This window comes from Staphylococcus sp. HMSC62D11 (assembly GCF_001839145.1).
Lineage (GTDB): Bacteria > Bacillota > Bacilli > Staphylococcales > Staphylococcaceae > Staphylococcus > Staphylococcus lugdunensis.
On sequence record NZ_KV840192.1, the window covers coordinates 76,319 to 99,097 of the forward strand.

25 protein-coding genes are annotated in these 22,779 nt (G+C 34.3%); 15 read left to right on the forward strand and 10 right to left on the reverse strand.

All coding sequences use genetic code 11. The features are described 5' to 3' along the window. Window positions 1–20 precede the first annotated feature (20 nt). The 4 genes from HMPREF3267_RS07455 to HMPREF3267_RS07470 all read right to left on the reverse strand — a co-directional run bounded on the left by HMPREF3267_RS07455 (window position 21) and on the right by HMPREF3267_RS07470 (window position 2,617). On the reverse strand, window positions 21–152 hold the full coding sequence (locus tag HMPREF3267_RS07455; RefSeq protein WP_002478595.1) for a beta-class phenol-soluble modulin: 132 nt from the start codon (window positions 150–152) through the stop codon (window positions 21–23). A gap of 49 nt (window positions 153–201) precedes the next feature. Beyond that, window positions 202–333: a beta-class phenol-soluble modulin gene (locus HMPREF3267_RS07460; RefSeq protein ID WP_037545387.1), complete on the reverse strand. Its 132-nt coding sequence runs from the start codon at window positions 331–333 to the stop codon at window positions 202–204. A 470-nt stretch (window positions 334–803) separates the two neighbouring features. Then, window positions 804–1,889, reverse strand: a complete 1,086-nt coding sequence (locus tag HMPREF3267_RS07465; RefSeq protein WP_002460481.1) for an ABC transporter permease — start codon at window positions 1,887–1,889, stop codon at window positions 804–806. Next, window positions 1,886–2,617 carry an ABC transporter ATP-binding protein gene (locus HMPREF3267_RS07470; RefSeq protein ID WP_070823870.1) on the reverse strand — a complete coding sequence of 244 codons (732 nt, stop codon included), beginning with the start codon at window positions 2,615–2,617 and terminating at the stop codon, window positions 1,886–1,888. The genes HMPREF3267_RS07465 and HMPREF3267_RS07470 overlap by 4 nt, the downstream gene beginning before the upstream one ends. A 140-nt stretch (window positions 2,618–2,757) precedes the next feature. Between HMPREF3267_RS07470 and HMPREF3267_RS07475 the strand changes: the two genes are divergently transcribed. After that, entirely contained in the window at window positions 2,758–3,321 is a 564-nt protein-coding gene (locus tag HMPREF3267_RS07475) for a TetR/AcrR family transcriptional regulator (protein WP_002460478.1), read from the forward strand. 206 nt (window positions 3,322–3,527) lie between these two features. Here the strand turns inward: HMPREF3267_RS07475 and HMPREF3267_RS07480 are convergent, their stop codons facing one another. After that, window positions 3,528–4,697 carry a hydroxymethylglutaryl-CoA synthase gene (locus HMPREF3267_RS07480; protein WP_062078125.1) on the reverse strand — a complete coding sequence of 390 codons (1,170 nt, stop codon included), beginning with the start codon at window positions 4,695–4,697 and terminating at the stop codon, window positions 3,528–3,530. Between the two features lie 120 nt (window positions 4,698–4,817). On the opposite strand from HMPREF3267_RS07480, the gene HMPREF3267_RS07485 reads away from it, so the two are divergent. Together HMPREF3267_RS07485 and HMPREF3267_RS07490 are read left to right on the forward strand one after the other, a co-directional pair. Then, window positions 4,818–5,972, forward strand: a complete 1,155-nt coding sequence (locus HMPREF3267_RS07485; RefSeq protein WP_002460473.1) for a thiolase family protein — start codon at window positions 4,818–4,820, stop codon at window positions 5,970–5,972. 2 nt (window positions 5,973–5,974) lie between these two features. Further along, window positions 5,975–7,264 (forward strand): hydroxymethylglutaryl-CoA reductase, degradative, encoded by a 1,290-nt coding sequence (locus HMPREF3267_RS07490; protein WP_002478598.1) that lies wholly within the window; start codon window positions 5,975–5,977, stop codon window positions 7,262–7,264. Between the two features lie 131 nt (window positions 7,265–7,395). Here HMPREF3267_RS07490 and HMPREF3267_RS07495 read toward each other — a convergent pair whose 3' ends face one another. Together HMPREF3267_RS07495 and HMPREF3267_RS07500 are read right to left on the reverse strand one after the other, a co-directional pair. Beyond that, window positions 7,396–7,830, reverse strand: a complete 435-nt coding sequence (locus HMPREF3267_RS07495; RefSeq protein ID WP_062078123.1) for a CHAP domain-containing protein — start codon at window positions 7,828–7,830, stop codon at window positions 7,396–7,398. 310 nt (window positions 7,831–8,140) lie between these two features. Beyond that, complete coding sequence (locus HMPREF3267_RS07500) at window positions 8,141–8,356, reverse strand: sterile alpha motif-like domain-containing protein (protein WP_002478599.1); 216 nt, start codon at window positions 8,354–8,356, stop codon at window positions 8,141–8,143. Between the two features lie 171 nt (window positions 8,357–8,527). Between HMPREF3267_RS07500 and HMPREF3267_RS07505 the strand changes: the two genes are divergently transcribed. The 4 genes from HMPREF3267_RS07505 to HMPREF3267_RS07520 all read left to right on the forward strand — a co-directional run bounded on the left by HMPREF3267_RS07505 (window position 8,528) and on the right by HMPREF3267_RS07520 (window position 12,493). Further along, entirely contained in the window at window positions 8,528–9,406 is an 879-nt protein-coding gene (locus HMPREF3267_RS07505) for a cidABC operon transcriptional activator CidR (protein ID WP_002478600.1), read from the forward strand. A 217-nt stretch (window positions 9,407–9,623) separates the two neighbouring features. Beyond that, complete coding sequence (locus tag HMPREF3267_RS07510; RefSeq protein ID WP_002478601.1) at window positions 9,624–10,013, forward strand: CidA/LrgA family protein; 390 nt, start codon at window positions 9,624–9,626, stop codon at window positions 10,011–10,013. Then, a complete protein-coding gene (locus tag HMPREF3267_RS07515; protein WP_002460467.1) occupies window positions 10,010–10,702 on the forward strand; it encodes an LrgB family protein in 693 nt (230 codons plus the stop codon). The genes HMPREF3267_RS07510 and HMPREF3267_RS07515 overlap by 4 nt, the downstream gene beginning before the upstream one ends. A gap of 51 nt (window positions 10,703–10,753) precedes the next feature. Further along, a complete protein-coding gene (locus HMPREF3267_RS07520; RefSeq protein WP_002460466.1) occupies window positions 10,754–12,493 on the forward strand; it encodes a pyruvate oxidase in 1,740 nt (579 codons plus the stop codon). Between the two features lie 178 nt (window positions 12,494–12,671). Here HMPREF3267_RS07520 and HMPREF3267_RS07525 read toward each other — a convergent pair whose 3' ends face one another. Beyond that, on the reverse strand, window positions 12,672–13,727 hold the full coding sequence (locus HMPREF3267_RS07525; RefSeq protein WP_002460465.1) for a zinc-dependent alcohol dehydrogenase family protein: 1,056 nt from the start codon (window positions 13,725–13,727) through the stop codon (window positions 12,672–12,674). Window positions 13,728–13,939: 212 nt separating this feature from the next. On the opposite strand from HMPREF3267_RS07525, the gene HMPREF3267_RS07530 reads away from it, so the two are divergent. Further along, window positions 13,940–14,344: an acyl-CoA thioesterase gene (locus HMPREF3267_RS07530; RefSeq protein ID WP_002478605.1), complete on the forward strand. Its 405-nt coding sequence runs from the start codon at window positions 13,940–13,942 to the stop codon at window positions 14,342–14,344. Window positions 14,345–14,379: 35 nt separating this feature from the next. Continuing rightward, complete coding sequence (locus tag HMPREF3267_RS07535) at window positions 14,380–14,712, forward strand: thioredoxin family protein (protein ID WP_062078121.1); 333 nt, start codon at window positions 14,380–14,382, stop codon at window positions 14,710–14,712. 355 nt (window positions 14,713–15,067) lie between these two features. Here the strand turns inward: HMPREF3267_RS07535 and HMPREF3267_RS07540 are convergent, their stop codons facing one another. Next, entirely contained in the window at window positions 15,068–16,033 is a 966-nt protein-coding gene (locus tag HMPREF3267_RS07540) for an L-lactate dehydrogenase (protein WP_062078119.1), read from the reverse strand. Between the two features lie 298 nt (window positions 16,034–16,331). Here HMPREF3267_RS07540 and HMPREF3267_RS07545 point away from each other — a divergent pair, with 298 nt between their 5' ends. Beyond that, window positions 16,332–17,303, forward strand: coding sequence for an alpha/beta hydrolase fold domain-containing protein (locus tag HMPREF3267_RS07545; RefSeq protein ID WP_062078117.1), 972 nt, complete (start codon window positions 16,332–16,334; stop codon window positions 17,301–17,303). A gap of 29 nt (window positions 17,304–17,332) precedes the next feature. On the opposite strand, the gene HMPREF3267_RS07550 is transcribed toward HMPREF3267_RS07545, so the two are convergent. Continuing rightward, window positions 17,333–17,659 (reverse strand): hypothetical protein, encoded by a 327-nt coding sequence (locus HMPREF3267_RS07550; protein ID WP_002478608.1) that lies wholly within the window; start codon window positions 17,657–17,659, stop codon window positions 17,333–17,335. Window positions 17,660–18,165: 506 nt separating this feature from the next. Between HMPREF3267_RS07550 and pgsB the strand changes: the two genes are divergently transcribed. Genes pgsB through HMPREF3267_RS07570 form a run of 5 tightly spaced genes read left to right on the forward strand, consistent with a single transcriptional unit; the run spans window position 18,166 to window position 22,620 of the window. Beyond that, window positions 18,166–19,323: a poly-gamma-glutamate synthase PgsB gene (gene pgsB, locus HMPREF3267_RS07555; protein WP_037543293.1), complete on the forward strand. Its 1,158-nt coding sequence runs from the start codon at window positions 18,166–18,168 to the stop codon at window positions 19,321–19,323. 1 nt (window position 19,324) lies between these two features. Next, window positions 19,325–19,777, forward strand: coding sequence for a poly-gamma-glutamate biosynthesis protein PgsC (gene pgsC, locus HMPREF3267_RS07560; RefSeq protein ID WP_002460457.1), 453 nt, complete (start codon window positions 19,325–19,327; stop codon window positions 19,775–19,777). A gap of 23 nt (window positions 19,778–19,800) precedes the next feature. Then, window positions 19,801–20,865, forward strand: a complete 1,065-nt coding sequence (locus HMPREF3267_RS07565; protein ID WP_002478611.1) for a CapA family protein — start codon at window positions 19,801–19,803, stop codon at window positions 20,863–20,865. Next, window positions 20,858–21,019: a hypothetical protein gene (locus tag HMPREF3267_RS12600; protein ID WP_002478612.1), complete on the forward strand. Its 162-nt coding sequence runs from the start codon at window positions 20,858–20,860 to the stop codon at window positions 21,017–21,019. The genes HMPREF3267_RS07565 and HMPREF3267_RS12600 overlap by 8 nt, the downstream gene beginning before the upstream one ends. A 2-nt stretch (window positions 21,020–21,021) precedes the next feature. Next, a complete protein-coding gene (locus HMPREF3267_RS07570) occupies window positions 21,022–22,620 on the forward strand; it encodes a gamma-glutamyltransferase (RefSeq protein ID WP_002460453.1) in 1,599 nt (532 codons plus the stop codon). The last annotated feature ends 159 nt before the right edge of the window (window positions 22,621–22,779 follow it).

Below are 22,779 nucleotides of genomic sequence, written 5' to 3' on the forward strand. Positions count from 1 at the left end.
ATTATTTATTATATTTGAGATTAACCAAATAAGCCTGAAATTGCGTCAATGCCTTTAGCAAGTGCTTCTGCAATGCTAGTGCCCATTGTAGCCCAATCTTTATCTAAACCTGCTTGTACTGCTTTAGTAATTGCTTCAATGATACCTGACATATTGTAAACGCTCCTTTTTACGATTATTGTTAAAGTCTCAATTTATATTTTAGTTAAAGAAACCAGCGATAAAGTCTACACCTTTAGCGATTGCATCAGCAATGCTTGTAGCCATTGTAGCCCAATCTTTATCTAAACCTGCTTGTACTGCTTTAGTAATTGCATCTACGATACCTGACATGTAAATCCACTCCTTTATATAGTATTAGTCCTAATTTCCCTTATTTAAAAACTATTTTTTGCGGAATGTATCAACTAAAGTTTTGATCAACTTAATGATACCGCCAATAATATCTGCAATCATCATTGTAGTTACCTCCTTTATTGTGTGCCTCTTACTATCTAAAATTATAGAGTAGATTTTGTAGATTTAGTGAAATTGTGCCTAAGTTATGTTTATCAGTACAAAAGTGTCAACCTTATAACAGTTAGGAATATAGTAAAAATCGCTGTAATTATCTCAATATCAAAGGTTTAGCGTGATTGTAAATCTAGTGTAAATAACGAAAAAGCACAAAAATGCAACACTTTGGAAATGTGTGTGCAAAGACGAAAAGAGTTGCAAGCAATTATAATTAAAAATAAATATAGATAATGAATTTTGTGCTACATATGTTTATTTATAACCTAGTGTAACGAGATGTCACATTGTTAAACTTTGCGATAACGTTTTAAACCAATTATATTTAGCAATATAAAGGCAAGCATAAAGATAACTATAATAGTCAAGTCTAACCAAATATCTTGCCAACCCAAGCCTTTAATCATGACATTGGTTAATGCATTGCCAGCATAGCGCAGTGGGAATAAGTATCCAAGGCTACTTAACCACTGAGGCATATTTTCTAGTGGGAAAATACCTGAAAAGAATACTTGTGGTACAGCGACAATAGGAATAAATTGAATCATTTGAAATTCAGAATTTGCAAATGTGGAAATGAAAATACCCATAGCTAGAGCTGTAAAAGCTAATAATATATTAATCAGCAAGACATACCCAAGATGTCCAGCTAAATTTATTTGTAATAAATAAATTGAGAACAGTACAATAATTAAAGTTTGTACAATAGCAAATGCACCATATCCAATAAGATAACCAAAGACGATTTCACTGCGTCGAATAGATGTTGCCAACAAGCGTTCTAATGTTCCTGTTGTACGTTCTCGTAGCAAAGCAATGCCTGAAATCAAAAATACAAATAAAAAAACAAAGAAGCCCATGAGGATTGGGAACATTTTATCAAAATAGGTACTATCTGCTGAACCATATAAATAATGGGCATCAACTGTTAATGTATTACTCGTTTTCTGCAATTGAGATTGTGGCAGCTTATGCATCATTGTAGTTACTTCTGACATTTTATTATGTTGAATAGCTTTGCCAATCATTTGCTTTACTGCCGATGATTTACTTGGATCTTCATTCTTATAGATAACTTGAAGTTTGTGATGGGTCTGATAAACAAAAGCATCTAAATCATGGTGTTCAATCTTATTTTTTATATCTTTATTCGTGCTAAAGCGTTGAATGTCAGTATGTTTGGTTTCGAGTTGGCTCGTGATGTTTGACGTCACAGAATCTGCCACGCCAATTTTTAACGTATCATCATCATTGCCATTAAAAATAAAATACATAAGTGTTAGGATAAGCAGTGGTGCTAGAAACATCAATGCGAGCGTACGTTTATCACGTAAAAGCTCTTTAATTACACGTTGGATGATTGCGATAAGTTTCATATGTCTTGCCCCTCTTCAGCTTTAATAAAAACATCTTCAATAGATTGCGCGTTAAATTGTTGCTTTAATGCTGATGGCGTATTGAGCGCAACTAATTGTCCGTCAATAATTAGTCCTACCTTATCACAACGTTCGGCTTCATCCATGACATGTGTTGTAACTACTACACTTTGTCCTTTACGAGTTAAGTCTTTAAGCTGTTGCCAAACATGTTGTCGCAATTTTGGGTCAATACCGACTGTAGGTTCATCTAAAATAATCAACTCAGGTTTAGAAAGTAGGGTGATAGCCAATGATAATCGTCGCTTCATTCCTCCAGAAAAAGTGTGAACAGGTTTATCAATGGCATGCATTAAATCTACTAAGTCCATGGCTTCCAACATATTATCAGTTAGGCTTTCGCCTTTTAAGCCAGCCAAACGCCCAAAAAATAATAAATTTTCACGTGCTGTTAAGCTTTCATATAGTGCATCTGTTTGTCCCATATAACCTATACGACTTAATACTTTACGATTAGGCATTGCTTGATTAAAGATAGTTGCTGAACCAGAGTTAAGCTTTTCCATACCAAGTAAACATTTAATTGTTGTAGTTTTACCACAACCACTAGGTCCGATTAAGCCTAATAGTTCACCTTGGTTGATAGTGAGACTAATTTGATTAAGTACAGGCTCTTTATTGAATGATTTTTCAGCTCGTGATAGTTGTGCAATAGGTGTTTTTGTCATAATTTCTCCTCCTTATTGACACAGTGTCTAATTTCTATATATTAAATATAAACCAATTGATATAAGGTAGAACAATAATTGTTGATTTATTAGACACACTATTATGTTTTGTATAGAAAAAATTAAAGAGGCGGTGCCATATGAAACAAGAACAGTTGATGGATAAGCGCGTATTGCGTACTCAAAAACGTTTACGTGAATCGATGTTACAGCTACTAGAAGAACAACATTATAATGATATATCGGTTAAAGATATTTGTGAAGCAAGTGGTGTAAGTCGTGCTACTTTCTATTTGCATTATAAAGATAAAGAAGATTTTATTATGACATACCAGCAAGAGGTTATCAAAAGCATTAAAAAGCGTATTTTAAAGGTTCAATTCGATAATAAAATACAATTCTTTGAAAATGTCTTAAACTTTTGGGAACAAGAGGGGAGTATTTTTTTAAAACTGATTGAGGATAAAGGTGCGCATATGATTCATCAAGATATTAAACGCAATTTGCAACAGAATATTGAAGTGCGTTTAATTCCATTTTTAAAGACACAGACCTTAACACATAAAGAAAAATATTTTTTAATTATTTTTATGAGTAATGCTATTTTCGGTGTATTACAAGATTGGGTGCAGAGAGGAAGAAAAGAAAAGCCGAAAGAAGTCGCTATGATTATGAATCATATTTTGACTACAGTATTTGATTGAGTTAGCCATGGAGAAATTTTTAACATTTTATATGGAAAAACAGTTTGAGACATAAGTATGTTTTGGGCTATAAACTATATGTATTGGCAGTAGTTGACTGGATTGAAAAATAAGCTGGATACCAAGCTTTTTTCAATCCTAGTCAACCTTGCCGGGGCGGGACTACGAATTCATTATGAGTTCTGTCCCGCTCCCCATTTTATAGGTCACTGTTGTGGCGTGTGATAATGTCTAATATTATCAGAAATACGTTCAAGATAGAATATTTGATTTTGTTTACTCGCAGCTTCTTTTGAATGATCAAACTGTAATTGATCAAAGCGATTAAAGAAATCTTCATATTGTTCTACAGAAAGTTCGATGCGTTGATCAAGACTATTTTGATGCGCTTTATGATTCAGATGTTGTTCAAAACCTTCAACTAAAGTAGCACTGAAAAATTCTCCAACAGAACCGGAACCATAACTGAATAAACCAATTGTTTGCCCAGCGTGTAAGTCATGATGCTCTAGCAATGAAATTAAGCTTAAATATAACGAACCTGTATAGATGTTACCTACATAGCGATTATAATGTGTAGCTGCTTGATAACCAGTTTCTAAGCGTTCAGCTGTAGCTTCATCAGTATCAGTTAAAATAGAATCCAATGCTTTTTTACCCATTTTAGTAAAAGGAACATGGAAACATAACGCAGCAAAATCAGCTAATGATTTATGTTGGCGAGATGCATAAGTCTTCCATGCTTGTTGGAAAGAACGAATATAGGCATCTTTAGATAGAGCACCATCGACAAGTGGGTAATGATGACCGCTTGGTCTCCAGAAGTCATAAACGTCTTCAGTATATGCTAAAGCGTCATCATTTAATGTTAAAATACGTGGGTTATGTGAAATGAGCATTGCTACAGCTCCAGCACCTTGAGTTGGCTCACCGCCTGTGTTAAGACCATATCGTGCCGTATCACTAGCAATAACCAATACTTTTTCATTAGGACGTGTTGCTAAGTAATCTTTAGCAAGTTGAATCGCTGGTGTGGCAGCATAACAAGCTTCTTTCATTTCAAAGCAACGTGCATAGGGTTGAATCCCAAGAAGATGGTGTATTTGAACGGCAGCCGCTTTTGCTGAATCGATAGCGGACTCTGTTGCTACAATGACCATTCCAATATGATTTTTGTCATCATCTGTTATAATATCTTTAGCAGCATTAGCTCCCATTGATACAATATCTTGGTTAACTGGACTTACCGCCATGTGTGTTTGTCCAATACCAATTAAATACTTATTAGGATCAACTTGGCGTGCTTGTGCAAGCTTAACCATGTCTATAAAATAATTAGGAATATAAAAGTTAATTTTATCGATACCTATATTCATATGGGCATTACATCCTTTCGATTAATTTAATTAAAATGGTAGCCATATTTAATCATTATCATACCAAATTGACGATTTGAATGGCAAAGATATATATCTACATATAAGGAGAAAAATAACATGAGAAATATTGCAATCGTTAGTGCTAAACGCACACCAATTGGAAGATACAAAGGTAAGTTACGAGACTATTCAGCAGTTGAACTAGGAACAGCAGCCTTAAAAGCAGCAGTAGAAGCTATTGATATTGATCCAAGTACAATTCAACAAGTCATTTTTGGTAACGTTCTTCAAAGTGGGGTTGGTCAAAATCCAGCACGTCAAATTGCTATTAAAGCTGGGTTACCTAACACGACACCGGCAATGACAATAAACGAGGTATGTGGTTCAGGCCTTAAAGCAATTATTTTAGGCAAGCAATTAATACAATTAGGCGAAGCAAAAGTTGTGGCAGTTGGTGGTGTTGAAAGTATGACAAATGCACCACAGTTGATTTTAAAAGAAGGACAAGACCCTGTAGAAAGTTTTATGCATGATGGTTTAACCGATGCTTTCCATTATGTTCCAATGGGTGTGACTGCTGAAAACATTGCAGAAAAATATCATATTAGTCGAGAAATGCAAGATGCGTTCGCTAATCAATCACAACAAAAGGCGCATCAGGCTACAATAAATGGAAAATTTAATAATGAAATAGTGCCTCTAATCGATGCTGAAGGTAATGAAATGACTTCAGATGAAGGTATTCGTGCTAATAGTAGTGTTGAGAAATTAGCTACGTTAAAAACAATATTTAAAGAGCAAGGTACGGTCACAGGTGGCAATGCTTCTAGTATAAATGATGGATCGTCTGCACTTATCTTGATGGAAGAAAGTTATGCTAAAGCACATGGATTCGAGATACTTGGCTTGATAGGTGACTACGCTGAAGTTGGTTGCGATCCACAATATATGGGCTATGCTCCATTCTATGCTGTTGAAAAATTATTAGAAAAAACTCAGCGTCATATTGATCAAGTAGATATTGTAGAAATGACAGAGGCGTTTGCAGCACAAAGTATTCCAGTTAAAGATAATTTGCATATTCCGGATGATAAATTAAATATATATGGTGGTGCAATTGCACTTGGTCATCCGATTGGCGCAAGTGGTGCAAGGTTAGTGACAACATTGGTAAACGCATTGGCGCAAGAAGAAAAGCAAACGGGTGTAGCTACTGCTTGTATTGGTGGCGGCCTAGGTATTGCGCTAATGATTGAAAAAGGGGAATCATAAGCATGACGAGCTTAAGTAAAGATTTTCGACATTTAACGCGATCACAGAAGTTAAATCAGTTAGAAACACATGGTTGGATAACATCAGAAACACATGATATTCTGCTTAATCATCCACTTATCGATGAGGATATAGCAAATAGTTTAATAGAAAATGTGATAGGACAGGGAACTTTACCTGTAGGTCTTTTGCCTAAGATTATTGTGGATGATAAGGAATATGTTGTGCCTATGATGGTAGAAGAACCATCTGTTGTTGCAGCAGCAAGCTATGGCGCTAAACTCATCAATCGAACAGGAGGATTTAAAACGATAATCAGTGAACGATTGATGATTGGTCAAATTGTCTTCGATAACGTTAAAGATACCGCTTCTTTAGCCACTTTGATTAAACAGCTAGAATCTCAGATTAAAGCGATTGCAGATGAATCCTATCCTTCAATGATTGCTCGAGGGGGTGGCTATCGCCGACTTGATATTGATACTTTCCCTCAAGATGGATTCTTGTCTTTAAAAATATTTGTCGATACTAAGGATGCTATGGGTGCTAATATGTTGAATACGATATTAGAAGGTATCACGAATTATTTAAAACATGAATTTCCAGAACATGATATCTTGATGAGCATTTTATCTAATCATGCGACAGCATCTGTTGTAAAGGTACAGGGTGAAATTGATGTTGAAGATTTAAATCGTGGTGATTATCGTGGTGAAGAAGTTGCTAAGCGTATGGAACGTGCTTCAGTCTTGGCACAAGTAGATATACATCGTGCTGCAACACATAATAAAGGCGTCATGAATGGCATACATGCTGTTGTATTAGCGACTGGTAATGATACTCGTGGCGCAGAGGCAAGTGTTCACGCATACGCAAGTCGTGCCGGACAGTATAGAGGTGTTGCGACTTGGCAATATCATCGACAACGTCAAAAGCTAATTGGAACAATAGAAGTACCTATGACATTGGCAACGGTAGGCGGTGGCACCAAAGTACTACCTATTGCTAAGGCATCATTGGAATTATTGAATGTTGGCTCGGCTCAAGAATTAGGACATGTGGTTGCTGCAGTAGGATTAGCGCAAAACTTTTCGGCATGTCGCGCATTAGTATCAGAAGGTATTCAACAAGGTCACATGAGCCTGCAATATAAATCATTGGCTATTGTTGTAGGAGCTAAAGGTGATGAAATTCAGCAAGTTGCAAATGAACTAAAAAAGACAGATCGTGCTAATACAACTGTTGCAACACAAATATTAAAGCAATTACGTCGTAACGATGAATTGAAATAGATGTGCACATGATGTTGTAAAATATCATAATAGATAAAATAAGAACGGCAATTTCTAAGTGATTTCAATAGAAATTGCCGTTCTTATTATTGTAACTGTAGTTGTGTCCTTAATAAGCTTGTATTCACGTATTAATAGATGTAGTTATAATGACGTGCTGACCCTTTACTAATAGTTCGAGTGCCATATGCTAGTGGACGATTGTAGTTATATTCAGAAATAACGATGCTTCCGTTGCGATTAACACGTTCTACGATGGCAACATGCCCATAATAGCCTGCAGTTGATTGCATGACTGCGTATCGACGTGGTTTATGACCTGTAGCATATCCAGAACGTTTTGCGTTTTTGTACCAAGTTTTCGCATTCCCCCAACGATTAGAAACCGGTTTACCAACTTGCGCACGACGTTTGAAAGCCCACCATGTACATTGATGTTTATTGTAATAATTATATGATGCAGCATGTGAAACGTGAGTTTGTTCAACGCTTTGGTACGTGAAATTACCAACAAATAAAATGCTTGTAGATAAGACAATACTTGTGAATAATTTTTTGAAATTCATTTTTATTTGCGTCTCCTAATATACAATAGTTTTTATTAACCGTAATTATCATATTATTTTAAAAGGTATAAGACAATATAAGAAACCATTTATATAACTAAATGTAATGTCTCTGCAATATTATATTTCATCCTGTAATCGTATTAATAAATTAACTTCATACTTCATTTAAGATTTACAAATAATGTGTGTACTTAGCTTATAAAATAAGCACAAAGATGATTTAGGTCAAATCATCTTTGTGCTATTATTCTGGGATTGAGATCCCAGCTTTGCATGGTGAGATGAATATTTCCATGTTATATAGAAATCATACATTAGTGAATTGGTTAAAAACAGATAATGCCCGTTTTATACTTGTCACAGGTATGTTTTCAGGACACGGATTTTCACGAAAATATGACATAATTACTAATTGGCTCTTCACGTCTCTAGGAAATTCGGTATCTTGATTCATCCAAGCAACCAATTCACCTAATGGTGTGTCATCACCAACAAAATTTTGCATAAATTCGTAAAAGCTCAATACATCACCTCGATTTTCAAATTGAGCCTTTTTGAGTATAACATGATTTATCAAACTGAAACACAACAATTTTAAATTGAAAAATTATGACTGACTACTATATAAAGTTGCATTTATTTTAGAATGTTGTTTCATGTATAATAGGCTTAAATGATAGTGGGAGGTTGCATAGTGGATATTAAGCATATGAAATATTTTGTTGAAGTAGTGAAGCAAGGTGGGATGACTAACGCCTCTAAAGCGCTTTTTATTGCACAGCCAACAATTAGTAAGGCCATTAAAGATATTGAATCAGAATTAGAAATGCCATTGTTTGATCGTAAAAATAGGCAGCTTATTTTGACTGATGCTGGGCAAATTTTCTATAAAAAAAGTGAAGAAATTCTTAATTTATATAGTACAATTCCCGCGGAGATGAAAGGGTTATCGCAACTAGATTCTGGACATATTAATATAGGCATGTCTGCTGTAATGAACGTTAACCATTTTATTCGTATTTTAGGAGAGTTTCATCAACTCTATCCGAACGTAACATACAATTTAAATGAACATGGTGGCAAATACATTGAAGAAAATTTAGATAAAGGTACTTTGGATATCGGCATTACCACCCTCCCTGTAGATGCACATAGATTCAATTCATTGGCACTGTACAAAGAAGAACTCGTTCTAGTTGTTAGTAAAGATCATCCCTTTGCACAACAGGAGTCTGTTTTGATGAGTGATTTAAAGGATGAAGATTTTATCTTATTTAATGAGGATTTTTATTTGAATGATAAAATTATTGAAGCGGCTAAAAATAATGGTTTTATTCCACATGCAATATCTAACATTTCGCAATGGAAGTTTATTGAAGATTTATTAATTGCACATCTGGGAGTAAGTATTTTACCGAAAAGTATTGTAAATATGTTGAGTGATCGCATTAGCAGCGTTAATATTAAAAATCCTACCATGATTTGGGAATTGGGTGTAATTTGGATGAAAGATAAGACACTTAGTCATGCAACTAAACGCTGGGTAGATTTTATGCAAGCACATTTAAAATAATATGAAAACTTACGAAACGCATTGGAGCTAAAGTGGGCTCTGTGCGTTTTTTATTGTGACTAAATAAACAGTATATAGAGAGCGCTTCCATAGAAAAAAGTAATACATAACATATAAAAACAATATTTTTATAATAGGTAAAATTGAATTAAAATTAAGTATATGAGCAAAAATCGCTGTAACAATTTAGACAAATTTATAGAAAGGAATGATGAAAGTGAATTATGCATATTTTACGGCCAAGTTATTGCTTCAAATAGCTATTATAATGGGAGTCAGTTATTTAGGTAATGTTCTTCAACAACTATTTCATATTCCTTTAGCAGGCAGTATTGTAGGCCTCATTTTATTTTATTTTTTACTCCAGTTCAAAATTATTAAATTACAATGGGTGAAAGACGGGTCAGACTTCTTTCTTAAATCAATGGTCTTTTTCTTTATACCCTCTGTAGTCGGTATTATGGATATCGTGTCTAATATTAACTTTAATTATGTCATCTTTTTCTTCGTTATTATAATAGGAACAAGTTTGGTTGCGTTAATCTCAGGCTATATTGCAGAGACCATGGTCAAAAAGCCCATGACCGGGAAAGGAAATAGTAAATGACAACATTTTTTCAAGCAACTGCAATGATTTTAATTACAATTATTATGTACTTAGGAGCTAAATGGGTACAACATCGGTTTAATAATAATCCGTTTTTAAATCCAGCACTTATTGGCTCAATTGGAGTTATTGCTATCTTATTAATTTTAGGAATGAATTATAAGTCTTACATGATCGGTGGTCAATGGATTAATCATCTATTAAATGCTACAGTTGTTTGTCTCGCATATCCCCTATATGAAAATAGACATAAAATTAAGCAGTATTTATCAATTATATTTTCAAGCGTGATGGCTGGCGTCATATTAAATTTTGTGTTAGTCTTTGTTTCGTTGAAATTACTGGGCTTTTCTAAAGAAGCTATAGTGACATTACTACCAAGATCTATCACTGCAGCAGTAGGCATCGAAGTTTCACAAGAATTAGGCGGTGTTGATACAGTTACAGTTATGTTTATTATAACTACTGGGTTAATTGGTAGTATTTTAGGTTCTATGCTGCTTAAGTTTGGCGGATTTCAAACCTCTATTGCCAAAGGCTTAACATATGGGAATGCATCACATGCTTTTGGTACCGCCAAAGCCCTTGAGCTAGACCATGAATCTGGCGCTTTTAGCTCCATTGGAATGATATTAACGGCTGTTATCAGTTCGATTTTAATACCAGTAATGATTATTTTGTTTTATTAAAGGGAATATAACATTTATTCATACTAGTTAAGAAAGGGGCTATTTTGAAAAATGGCGAAAATTAAAGCAAATGAAGCATTAGTGAGAGCATTACAAGCTTGGGATATTGACCATTTATATGGGATTCCAGGTGATTCAATCGATGCTGTTGTAGATAATTTACGTACAGTGAGAGATGCTTTTAAATTCTATCATGTCCGTCACGAAGAGGTTGCAAGTTTAGCGGCGGCTTCTTACACTAAAATGACAGGTAAAATTGGGGTTGCCTTAAGTATTGGTGGTCCAGGTGTTGTTCACTTACTAAACGGAATGTATGATGCGAAATTAGATGGAGTACCGCAATTAATTTTAGCAGGTCAAACAAACAGTAGTTTGTTAGGCACGAAAGCATTCCAAGAAACAAATATTACTGACATGGTATCAGATGTATCTGTTTACAGTCATCAAATCCAAAAAGGAGACAATGTCTTTGAAGTTGTTAATGAAGCAATTCGTACGGCATATGAGAAAAAAGGCGTAGCGGTTGTTATTTGTCCTAATGATTTATTAAATGACAAAATCAAAGATACGACACATAAAGCTGTTGATACAATGCGTCCAAAAGCACCATCTCCAAAACCTCGCGCAGTTAAAAAAGCAGCTAAACTTATTAATAAAAGTAAGAAACCAGTCATGCTTGTTGGCGTAGGTGCACAAAATGCGCGTGAAGAATTACGTGAGTTTGTGGAAGCAGCAAAAATACCAGTTATCCACACACTACCTGCGAAAACAGTTATTCCTGATGATCATCCATATAGTATTGGTAATTTAGGTAAAATTGGTACGAAAACATCATATCAAACGATGCAAGATGCGGATCTATTGATTATGGTAGGGACAAACTATCCATATGTAGATTATTTACCGAAGAAAAATATCAAAGCGATTCAAATTGATACTAATCCAGAAATTATTGGACATCGTTTTGACATCAATGTAGGTATTGTTGGGGACAGTAAAGTTGCGCTACATCAACTAACTGAAACAATTAAACATGTGCCAAAACGTGCATTTTTAGATAAAACATTAGAACGTAAAGCCGTATGGGATAAATGGATGGATCAAGATATGCGTAATGAGAGCAGCCCTATCCGTCCTGAACGTTTAATGCGTTCGATTAGTGAATATAAAAATGACGATGCCATTTTTTCTATTGATGTTGGTACTTCAACAGTATGGTCAACACGTTATTTAAATCTTTCTGTAAATAATAAATTTATTATTTCAAGTTGGCTCGGCACAATGGGTTGTGGCTTACCAGGTGCAATTGCTGCAAAAATTGCATATCCAAAACGTCAAGCGATAGCTATCGTAGGTGATGGTGCATTCCAAATGGTAATGCAAGACTTTGCTACAGCTGTTCAATATGATTTGCCGATGACTATTTTTGTAATGAACAACAAACAATTATCATTTATTAAATATGAACAACAAGCTGCAGGAGAATTAGAATATGCGATTGATTTCTCAGATATGAATCATGCTAAGTTTGCTGAGGCTGCTGGTGGTAAAGGTTATGTCTTAAAAGATCCAAACCAAATTGATGATGTGGTCCAAGCTGCGTTAGCAGAAAATCAACCAACAATTGTTGATGTGCATGTAGATCCAAACGCTGCACCATTACCAGGTAAAATCGTTAATGATGAAGCACTTGGTTATGGTAAATGGGCATATCGTTCAGTTACAGAAGATAAACATCTTGATTTAGATCAAATTCCGCCTATTTCAGTAGCTGTGAAACGATTCTTGTAATAAGTAAAGATAAAGAAGCCTAGGACATTATGAACTGATATGTTGCTTTCAAAGTAGATATTGAAGGCAGCAAGTCATCATTTTGTTCTAGGCTCTTATTATATATAGGCAGTAGTTGACTGGATTGAAAATAGGCTGATAGCAAGCTTTTTCAATCCCAGTCACACGCCCTTTTTATTTATGGTTGAGTGATATCATTTTCAATCAGTAATTTAATTGCTTTGTGATCCGTTGCATTTCTAAATAAATCATAAGCATTTTCTATTTCACTTAATTTACTATAGTGAGTGACAAGCTTTTCTGGTTCGATGACTTTAGTTGTTAATGCTTCTAATAACTCTTCAGTTGTATTAGCTGATACTAAACCAGTTGTAACGTTTATATTTTTAATCCATAATTTATCGATATCAAATTGAACTGGCAAGCCATGGACACCAACGTTGGCGATTGTGCCATCCACACCAATCAATTTTTGACATAAATCAAATGTTTGAGGGATACCTACAGCTTCAATAGCAACATCTACACCACGATGATTTAATTCTTTCACTTTTTTAATCGCTTCTTCAGTATGCGTTGAATTAATTGTATGCGTCGCACCAAGTGATTTAGCTGTAGCTAAACGGTTGTCATCTAAGTCGAGCATGATGATTTTTGAAGGAGAGAAGAACTGAGCGGTTAGTAAAGCTGCTAAACCAACAGGTCCGGCTCCAACAATAGCAACGGTGCTGCCTGGTTTAACTTTACCTTTTAATACACCAATTTCGTAACCAGTTGGTAAAATATCTGAAAGCATCACCAATGCTTCATCTGGTAACGACTCAGGTGCATGATATAGTGAATTGTCTGCGAAAGGTACTCTGACATATTCTGCTTGTGTACCATTAATTAAATGGCCTAAAATCCAACCACCGTCATTTTCACAATGGGCATAGATTCCTTTTTTACAGTAATAACATTTACCACATGATGATATACAAGACACAATAACTTTGTCGCCGACTTTAAAGTTGTTAACATTTGAACCAACAGATTCAACAATACCGATACCTTCGTGGCCTAATGTTGTATTTTTAGGAACTTCAGGTGTATCGCCTTTTATGATATGCAAATCTGTGCCACAAATCGTCGTTTTGACCATTCTAATAATCGCATCTGTACTTTCTGTAACTACAGGCTTTTCTTTGTCAATAAGTTTAGCTACACCAGGTTTTTCATAATTATAAGCTTTCATAAATAAAACCTCCAATCAAAATGTGAAAATTCTCACAATTATTATACCATCTTTTCCATTATAAATGTATTTATTTGTAGTGAAATATAATAAATTATATATACTTTTGCGATATGTTGTGAGCTGCTTTTTGGAACTAAAACTCAAGTAGATGAAATTTAAGTGCCGACGACTTAAAATAGAGATATATTATTATTTAAGGAGTGTGTGTAATGACTGAAGAAGGTTTATTAGTAGTTGAAAATGATATTGAAGTTAATGGGTACGATATTGATGCGATGGGTATCGTAAGTAACATTGTTTATATAAGATGGTTTGAAGATTTACGTACGATATTTATTAATCAATACATGAATTATTCAGAAATGATGAAACAGGGTATTTCACCAATATTAATGAAGACAGAAGTGGAATATAAAGTGCCTATTACTATTCATGATAAACCAGTAGGACGTTGTTGGTTTATGAAAAGTGGTCGCACAAAATGGATTTTTAAATTTGAAATTGCGTCTGCGGATCGTGTTCATTGTGTAGGATACCAAACTGGATGTTTTTATGATTTAGATAAACAGAAAATCACTAAAATGCCCACAGTTTTTCAAAAAATATTAAAATAAGTAACTGTGTGCATCATAAACATGGGGTGAACATCGTGTATGAAAACTTAACAAATATTTATGAATACCGAAAATTTGTTGACGCTAATCAACTATGCGTCTTACATGTAATGAAGTCAGGTTGCAGCGTCTGTTATGCTGTACTGCCACAATTAGATGACTTAATACAACAATTCCCCCGTGTTAAATTAGGGGTGATTAATCAGAACAAAGTTGAAGATATCACTAGGCAGTTATCTATATTCACAGTGCCGGTAGATCTAATCTTCTTCCAAGGTAAGGAAGTGCATAGACAAGCACGTTTCATAGACATGCAAAGATTTGAGCGTCAACTGAAAGAATTAAATGATAATATAGAGTATAAATAAAACAGTTTGTTACATAAATGTAATGGACTAAATTGCAGCGCTAAAATCTTTTTCTCAGGTATGGCTTTCGCCATATCATACGGCGTATTGATTTATAAACATACTAAGATGAGCTATGAATAAATCTGAGACGATTGATTTATTCATAGCTTTTTTTATAGTTATATAGTCTGTAACATCATTATGTTTTAGGCTATAAACACTATATTGGCAGTCGTTGACTGGATTGAAAATAGGATGATAGCAAGCTTTTTTCAATTCTAGCCATTCTTGCCGGGGCGGGATTACGAATTCATAATGAATGCTGTCACGCGCCGTATTATTTGGGGGTATATTCCAGTATATTTATCTTTCCTTATTTCTTAAATTTTTCTATTAATGCATCTGCACGTTGTTGATAGTCATGAATAACAGCTGCCGATTGTTGTAGTTGATGTTGTTCTTCTTCTGTGAGTTTGAGTTCAATAACTTGTTGTGCACCTGCACCATTGATGCGTGTTGGTGTACCTATATATAAATCAGTGAGACCATATTCTCCTTCAACATAGCTAGAGACGTTTAAAATGATATTTTGATTATTTAAAATTGCTTCAACAACACGTAAAATGCCGAGTGCTACGCCAAAGCAAGTTGTGCCTTTACGTACATAGATATCATAGCCAACGTTTTTAGTGATTTCAGTAATTCGTTGTACTTCAGCATCAACGTTATTACCGTAGCATTGTTGTAACATCGGTAAAACTGGTTCTCCAGCAACGCGTGCATGAGACCATACAGCAATTTGAGAATCACCATGTTCACCTACAACAGGCGCATAAACACTTTGAGGTGCAACATTTAGTGCTTGACCAATATAATATTGGAATCGTGACGAATCAAGCAATGTTCCAGTTCCAATAACTTTTGATTTGGGAAATCCAGATACTTTTTTCACGACATAGCTCATAATATCAACAGGATTTGACGGTAATATAATATGGCCATCAAACCCTTGATTTACAATCTTTTGCACCATTGGCACAAAGATTTCTACATTATCCTCTAATAATTTGAGACGTGTTTCTCCTTTTGGTAAAGATGCGCTCGCACAGATAACGATAATATCTGCATCTTGACAGTCACTATAATCACCAATATAAACGTTGACGGGTTTGTGACTGAAAGGGGTAGTATGATTTAAATCCCAAACGTCAGCCTCAGCCTTTTCAGTGTCAATGTCGATAATAGCAAGTTCATCGGCTGATCCATGTGATACTAGGGCGTAAGCGAAGGAAGAACCTACATGTCCGCTACCAATTAAGACAATTTTATTTCTTTTCATCAAATTAAGCCTCCTCATTATTGAAATGGTTATAACATAAAGTTAATTAGTTCGATTTTATCATTAATTTTATAAAAATAAAATATGACACTACTAACTTTGGTTTATTATATCGTGCAATAACTACATGTTACGGTGGTAGACATCTGAAATTAATGAATCATCTCTTTAAAGGTCGCAAATATGCTACTATTTACTTCACATTATCATCTTAAAACCATGTACTAATGAAATTCATTAAAATAATCGTCAAAAATGTATTAAACTAGAAATGTAACATATAGGAAGGAGCTTCTTAATGAAAAAACAATTGATTAGCATATTATGTTCCACAGTGCTTGGAGCACTGGTTTTTGCTAAATTTAGAGAAAAAAGAAGTTATCGAAGCTTTTTATTTGAACAATATTTGCGCTTAACTAGAGTGAGAAAACCTTTTGAATCAGTGGAAAACGCCAAAGAAGCTATAGAAGAAATGAAAGATATAACGGCAGGAAAATATAGTGGAACGACGTATGAATTTAAACATTCAGTTACTATTAAAGATGACAGTGGCTCAATTGTATATATCATTAATGATCATCAAGATATTACACAACAAACGATTCTTTATATTCACGGTGGTGCATGGTTTCAAGATCCACTTGAACAACATTTTGACTTTATCGATACCTTAGCAGGCTGTTTAAATGCTAAAGTTGTGATGCCCGTTTATCCGAAAGTGCCACACCGTGATTATCGTACGACATTTAGTTTATTGTATCGACTTTATGGTAAGTTATTGACTACGGTTAAGAATCCAGAACAACTCATTCTTATGGGAGATTCGGCAGGAGGACAAATTGCCTTATCATTTGCACAATATTTAAAAGAAGAGACGACGTATGCGCAACCAGGACATATTATTTTGATATCACCAGTATTGGATGGCACATTTAGCAACCCAGATACTCAAAAATATGAAAAAGTAGATCCAATGGTTGCCATTGATGGAACAAAATATTTTATTAAATTGTGGGCAGGAAAAACAGCTATTAAAGATTATAAAATATCTCCAATTAATGGCACGTTACAAGGGCTTGGCAAAATTTCAATCTTTATCGGTACTAAAGAAACTTTATATCCTGATGCACTACGTTTATCTAAATTGTTAAATCAACAAGGCATTCTTCACGACTTCTATCCAGGTTACAATTTATTTCATATCTATCCGATTTTTCCAATTCCTGAACGAGAAAAATTCTTTGCACAAGTGAAAACAATTATCAAATAGACATGTAATTATAAAGCAACTTCAACCTATCAGTTATCAAGATAAGAAGAAGTTGCTTTTTTAGGTTGGGTAATTAATTTGAAGGTATTATCATCATTGATTTGGGATATCATAGTGTGAGAAAGCCAATTGTTTTGATTACTGTGATTTAGAGAGTGATTAGAAGTGCCATTAGATGTATCAGATTTTGCTGCCTCTTTGTAATGATTAATATAGCGATGATCGGTATCAAGTACAGAATTGCTCATATCATTTCCTTGTAAACTACCAATGAGAATTAATGCAAGATAAGTTGTACATGCGATAAAAACGGTCCCTAGATAAATGCTAATCACTATTTTTCTAGACTTAGCCATTTTGTTCCTCCTAAGATTTCATCCTTAAATTTAAGTCATCATTCTAATCCCATTTAACTCATGTTTAACGTAACATATCATCTTTAAGATAATGTAAAGGTTAAGTAAATATTTTTTATTTGATTAATTACTATATTAAAAAAGTTATCTTTGTAGTTTTTACTTAAAAACAATTTAAATAGAAACGATTTTATTTGAAAATTTACAAATATTAATTTATACTTAACAAAAAATTAAAGTTTTTAAAACGCGCTCAACAACCGTTTGATAATATTAGGCGTATTGGGAGGGTTCTTAATGTAAGATGTTTTCATCTTAAAAGAAAATTAAGTTGAACTATACATATTGAGATAGAGTGTTGTGACTTGTTCAACACACTAAAAACAGCATAGGTGGCATAACGGGAATGTACGAAGTGAAAAGCATCGTCGAAGTTATGACCGCCTTTTCATTTATCTACCTATTTATTACAGCTAGTAGAAAATCAAGGAAAGAGGTACATAATATTGATTCTCATTATAATTTGCGTCTCGCTTATATTATGGTTAGGAATTAAAGAAAAACGGCGTCATACCAACCGACTTAATAAAATTCCAGTGCGAATTAATATTAACGGTATAAGAGGTAAATCAACAATCACACGGATGGTTTACAGTGTTCTACGTGAAGATCGCATTAGAGTTGTAGGTAAGACAACTGGTACGGATGCCAGAATGCTGTATTGGTTTACAGATAAAGAATATCCAGTCATTCGAAAGCCACAAGGAGCTAATATTGGGGAACAACGAGACATTATCCGCAAAGTGGTAAAACAACGTGCAACGGCACTTGTTAATGAATGTATGGCAGTTAATCCAGATTATCAAATCACGTTTCAAAATGATTTAGTTATGGCCAATATTGGTGTCATTGTTAATGTTATGGAAGACCATATGGATGTCTTAGGACCAACGTTGCAAGATGTGGCGCAAGCTTTCACTGCAACAATTCCATATAACGGCAAATTAGTCGTAATGCAAGATAAGTATACTAAATTTTTTGCTAAAGAAGCACGCAAGCGCAAAACAGAGTTAATTGTTGTTGATAAAGAAAAAGTACCAGAGTCCTATTTGAGAAAATTTGACTATCTTGTCTTTCCAGATAATGTGGCGATTACTTTAGGTGTAGCCCAGGCTTTAGGTATTGATCAACAAACAGCACTGCAAGGTATGCTTAACGCACCACCTGATCCTGGTGCGGTAGAAATTAAATATTTCCAAGCAAATAGCACAACAAACGTCTTTGTTAATGCATTTGCCGCTAACGAACCACAATCTACGAAAGCGATTTTAAATAAAGTGGAAAGTTACGATTATCCATACAGCAAGAAGATTGTAATTTTAAACTGTCGCTCAGACAGAGTGGATAGAACGAGACAATTCGTTGAAAACTTTATTGCTGAAGTAGATTATGACACACTCATTTGCACTGGAAAGAGTACGCAAATGGTGACAGATAAGATGCAATCACAACCTAATAAACGCTATTTGAATTTAGAAGGTGCCCCGTTTGCAGACATAGAAAGAACGATTCTTAAAGAATCACAACATGCCCTTGTATTTTGTGTCGGCAACATTCATGGACCAGGTGGAAGAATAGCAGAATTTATAGAAGGGATAGAATAAAATGATAGGTTCAGAATTATATTTTTCCTTATTTGTAGGAATTGTGCTTAGTTTGATTTTTGCTGAAAAATTTGGAATTAATCCAGCAGGGCTTGTTGTACCAGGCTACCTAGCACTTATCTTTGATGAGCCCATCATGTTATTATCAGTGCTCGTCATTAGCTGCTTAACTTATTTTATTGTGACATTTGGCATAAGCAAATGGGTCATTTTATATGGTAGACGAAAATTTGCAGCGATGATTTTAACGGGAATGGTATTAAAATTTATCTTTGATTTAATTTATCCAATAACCCCGTTTGAAGTCGTAGAAGTATCAGGCATAGGTGTTGTTATACCAGGAATAATTGCGAATACAATTCAAAAACAAGGTGTCGTAATTACCTTATCAACGACAATGTTATTAACTTGTATCACTTATGTCATCTTGTTCTTATATAGCTTTATTAATTAATTACGAGCAAGGAGCGCAAAATCATGAAAAAGAAGTTAACAGCAAGTGAGTGGTTGTTAAAACAAGCAAAACGACATAAACGACGTAACTTTTTATATACATTAATTGTGCTGGTAATTACGCTTGTGTTATTAGTTGTGGCAATTAGCTCGCAAAAGGTTGAGCCAGTAGATAGTATCCCTAAATCTGGAAATAATATTCGCATGACTTATCTAGGCAACATTAACCTTAACTCACATATACGTAATATCAATCTCAATGATGTGTTCGCTAGTTTAAAACAACCATTAAAGCAAAGTGATTTTTCAACGGCATCACTGCATGTAAATCACTTTTCAGATAAAAGTGATGAGAATTTGAAAAAGAATTTAGAAAATATTTTATTTCTAAAAGATCAGAATATTAAAAGTGTCAATCTTATAAATAACGAAGTTGATAATGTACAAGCTCAAGATTTAAGTAAAAAAGTGGAGGCCCAAACAGAATATAACTTTTTAACTGGTAATGGCTCTAATCCTATTAATAGTAAAACGGTTCAACAAACAATTAAAAATAAAAAAATTGCCAATGTATCGTTTACAGATGTCGAGTCAAATTACACAGGGCCATTGAAAAATACAACATCCATTAGTTTGGATCCTAATATTTTTATGCCACTGTTAAAAAAATTAAAACAAAATAATGACTACGTCGTTGTTAATGTAGATTGGGGTATTCCAAACGAACGCAACGTTACAGAACGACAGCGTGAATATGCGAAAGCTTTAATAAATTCAGGAGCTGACATTATTATCGGACATAATTCGGTCATCCAAGAAATAGATAAGTACAAAAATAAACCCATATTCTATAGTTTAGGCAATACAACATCAGATGAATTTCTATCAAAAAATCATAAAGGTATGATTGTGCAGCAAGATTGGACTGGTAAAGCAAGTCGTTTCCATTTGACGCCTATTAAATCTTCCGATGGTAAGATAACTAGAGATTTAATGAGTAAAATGGAACAACGCAAATTTTATAACAACATTAAAGGCGAGCATGTCAATTTAAAAGCCGAAAAAGATGGGGGTTATTCATTTGAATAAAAAAGAACATTATGTTGCTATAACAGTTGTCCTTATTGTACTTTTTATTTTAATCATGGTTACATTTTCAAGAGCGAATGAAGGTTTAGATAAATTTGAAAAGCAAGAGTTAGAGAATGGCACAGAGCAATATCTTTCAAAAGGAGCAAGCTAACTATGAATATATACAATAAAATGACCTTGATTGTCATTTTGATTGCAACAATTGCAGTATCCTTTACATTTTATCTTTTTCAAAAAGAGGATAACCCCAATAAAGATGCGCTCTATGAAAATAAAATAGCTGATCATAAAACACCTAAAGATAAAAAAGACTATGGGGTTGCTTCAAACAACTATATCGCGAAGCGGGTCGGAGAAAAGATTTTGCAAGATGGTGGAAATGCAGTTGATGCGGCTATTGGCGTATCTTATGCTTTGGCAATCACCGAACCACATTCGTCTGGACTTGGCGGTGGCGGTGCGTCGCTTACATATAATGGTAAAGATGGAGAAGTTCCAAAAATGTATGAATATAAAACACTTTCCTCTTATGATTATAAAAAAGGAGATCAGATAGGGACACCAGGATTTGTAAGAGGCATGCATGATATGCATGAAAGAGAAGGGAAAATGGATGAAAAGAAAATATTAGATTATGTCATTCCGTTAGCCCAAGATGGCTTTGAAGTAGATTCAGAGTTAGAGCGTAGTTTGAAAATTTATGGTTCCGATATCGACCGTGACTCACCATTCTTTAAAGGAAGCAAAACGGTGAGAGAAGGAGATGTCGTAAAACAGGAAGCTTTGACAAAAACATTGAAAGGTATCCAAGACAAAGGACCTGATTATTTTTATGAAGATCTTGGTAAAAGCATTTCAAAGCAAGTTGATGATAAATTGACTGAAAAAGACTTTTCAACGTTTAAAACAGAAGAAAAAGAACCTGTAAGTACGAATTATTTGAATAACAAAGTTTATTCAGCCTCTAACCCATTAGGTGGAACACTGATGTTACAAGGCTTAGTACTTGAAGAGAGCAACAACCCTGGTCAGCAAAATGAAGACAACCGTATAGACTATATTAGCAGTATTCTTAAATCTAGAGACTTAATGTATCGCAATAGAGATATTGTTAATGGCCAAGAAGCCAGTAATGAACAATACTTATCTAAAGATTATTTACTAGAAAAATTAAATGGTATTAATATTGATTCAAGTAATTTTAATAAGAATCAAGTGGACAATACGAGCACCACACATTTTGTTGTTATAGATAAAAATGGCAAGGTTGTCAGTACCACAAATACGTTGTCTAGTTTCTTTGGATCAGGAAAATACGTTAAAGAAGGCTTCTATATGAATAACTCTTTAACAAACTTTTCAAGTGATCCCAATAGTCCGAACTACGGCGAAAAGCATAAGGCGCCACGCTCTTATACTTCACCTTCAATCATCGTAGGACCAGACTTTTATATGGGAATCGGTACGCCAGGTGGTAATAAAATTCCAACGATGCTTAATGAGGTCATCGTAGATTATTTAAAAGGTAATGGCACATTGCAGGAATCAATTAATAAACCAAGATTCTATAATGATGGTTCAACAATCTATTATGAAAATGCAACAAGTGACGATGACATTCAGGCGTTTAAATCATTAGGCTTTAATGTGGAAGAAAAACGAAATGATCCAAACTTTGGTAGTGTTCAAGGAGCTATTTACAATAAAAATAGTAAAAAAGTAGAAGTGGGATCTGATGTAGGAAACCGTTAAAATGTTGATAACATCGTTATTCGCTGTCGTTTATTGTTGTAAACAATGACGGCAGCTTTTCTGTATTATTTGTCATGTGTTACATTTCTATTAGTATACAAAGTAATAACAGAAATGAGCACATGTCAGGATGAAAAATAGTTGTATTATTATTTTATC

What these genes read in the sequence shown, in the direction of transcription:
- HMPREF3267_RS07455 (WP_002478595.1), bottom strand. Translation starts at nt 152, where the DNA reads ATGTCAGGTATCATTGAAGCAATTACTAAAGCAGTACAAGCAGGTTTA.
- HMPREF3267_RS07460 (WP_037545387.1), bottom strand. Translation starts at nt 333, where the DNA reads ATGTCAGGTATCGTAGATGCAATTACTAAAGCAGTACAAGCAGGTTTA.
- HMPREF3267_RS07465 (WP_002460481.1), bottom strand. Translation starts at nt 1,889, where the DNA reads ATGAAACTTATCGCAATCATCCAACGTGTAATTAAAGAGCTTTTACGT.
- HMPREF3267_RS07470 (WP_070823870.1), bottom strand. Translation starts at nt 2,617, where the DNA reads ATGACAAAAACACCTATTGCACAACTATCACGAGCTGAAAAATCATTC.
- HMPREF3267_RS07475 (WP_002460478.1), top strand. Translation starts at nt 2,758, where the DNA reads ATGAAACAAGAACAGTTGATGGATAAGCGCGTATTGCGTACTCAAAAA.
- HMPREF3267_RS07480 (WP_062078125.1), bottom strand. Translation starts at nt 4,697, where the DNA reads ATGAATATAGGTATCGATAAAATTAACTTTTATATTCCTAATTATTTT.
- HMPREF3267_RS07485 (WP_002460473.1), top strand. Translation starts at nt 4,818, where the DNA reads ATGAGAAATATTGCAATCGTTAGTGCTAAACGCACACCAATTGGAAGA.
- HMPREF3267_RS07490 (WP_002478598.1), top strand. Translation starts at nt 5,975, where the DNA reads ATGACGAGCTTAAGTAAAGATTTTCGACATTTAACGCGATCACAGAAG.
- HMPREF3267_RS07495 (WP_062078123.1), bottom strand. Translation starts at nt 7,830, where the DNA reads ATGAATTTCAAAAAATTATTCACAAGTATTGTCTTATCTACAAGCATT.
- HMPREF3267_RS07515 (WP_002460467.1), top strand. Translation starts at nt 10,010, where the DNA reads ATGACAACATTTTTTCAAGCAACTGCAATGATTTTAATTACAATTATT.
- HMPREF3267_RS07520 (WP_002460466.1), top strand. Translation starts at nt 10,754, where the DNA reads ATGGCGAAAATTAAAGCAAATGAAGCATTAGTGAGAGCATTACAAGCT.
- HMPREF3267_RS07525 (WP_002460465.1), bottom strand. Translation starts at nt 13,727, where the DNA reads ATGAAAGCTTATAATTATGAAAAACCTGGTGTAGCTAAACTTATTGAC.
- HMPREF3267_RS07530 (WP_002478605.1), top strand. Translation starts at nt 13,940, where the DNA reads ATGACTGAAGAAGGTTTATTAGTAGTTGAAAATGATATTGAAGTTAAT.
- HMPREF3267_RS07540 (WP_062078119.1), bottom strand. Translation starts at nt 16,033, where the DNA reads ATGAAAAGAAATAAAATTGTCTTAATTGGTAGCGGACATGTAGGTTCT.
- HMPREF3267_RS07545 (WP_062078117.1), top strand. Translation starts at nt 16,332, where the DNA reads ATGAAAAAACAATTGATTAGCATATTATGTTCCACAGTGCTTGGAGCA.
- HMPREF3267_RS07550 (WP_002478608.1), bottom strand. Translation starts at nt 17,659, where the DNA reads ATGGCTAAGTCTAGAAAAATAGTGATTAGCATTTATCTAGGGACCGTT.
- pgsC (WP_002460457.1), top strand. Translation starts at nt 19,325, where the DNA reads ATGATAGGTTCAGAATTATATTTTTCCTTATTTGTAGGAATTGTGCTT.
- HMPREF3267_RS07565 (WP_002478611.1), top strand. Translation starts at nt 19,801, where the DNA reads ATGAAAAAGAAGTTAACAGCAAGTGAGTGGTTGTTAAAACAAGCAAAA.
- HMPREF3267_RS07570 (WP_002460453.1), top strand. Translation starts at nt 21,022, where the DNA reads ATGAATATATACAATAAAATGACCTTGATTGTCATTTTGATTGCAACA.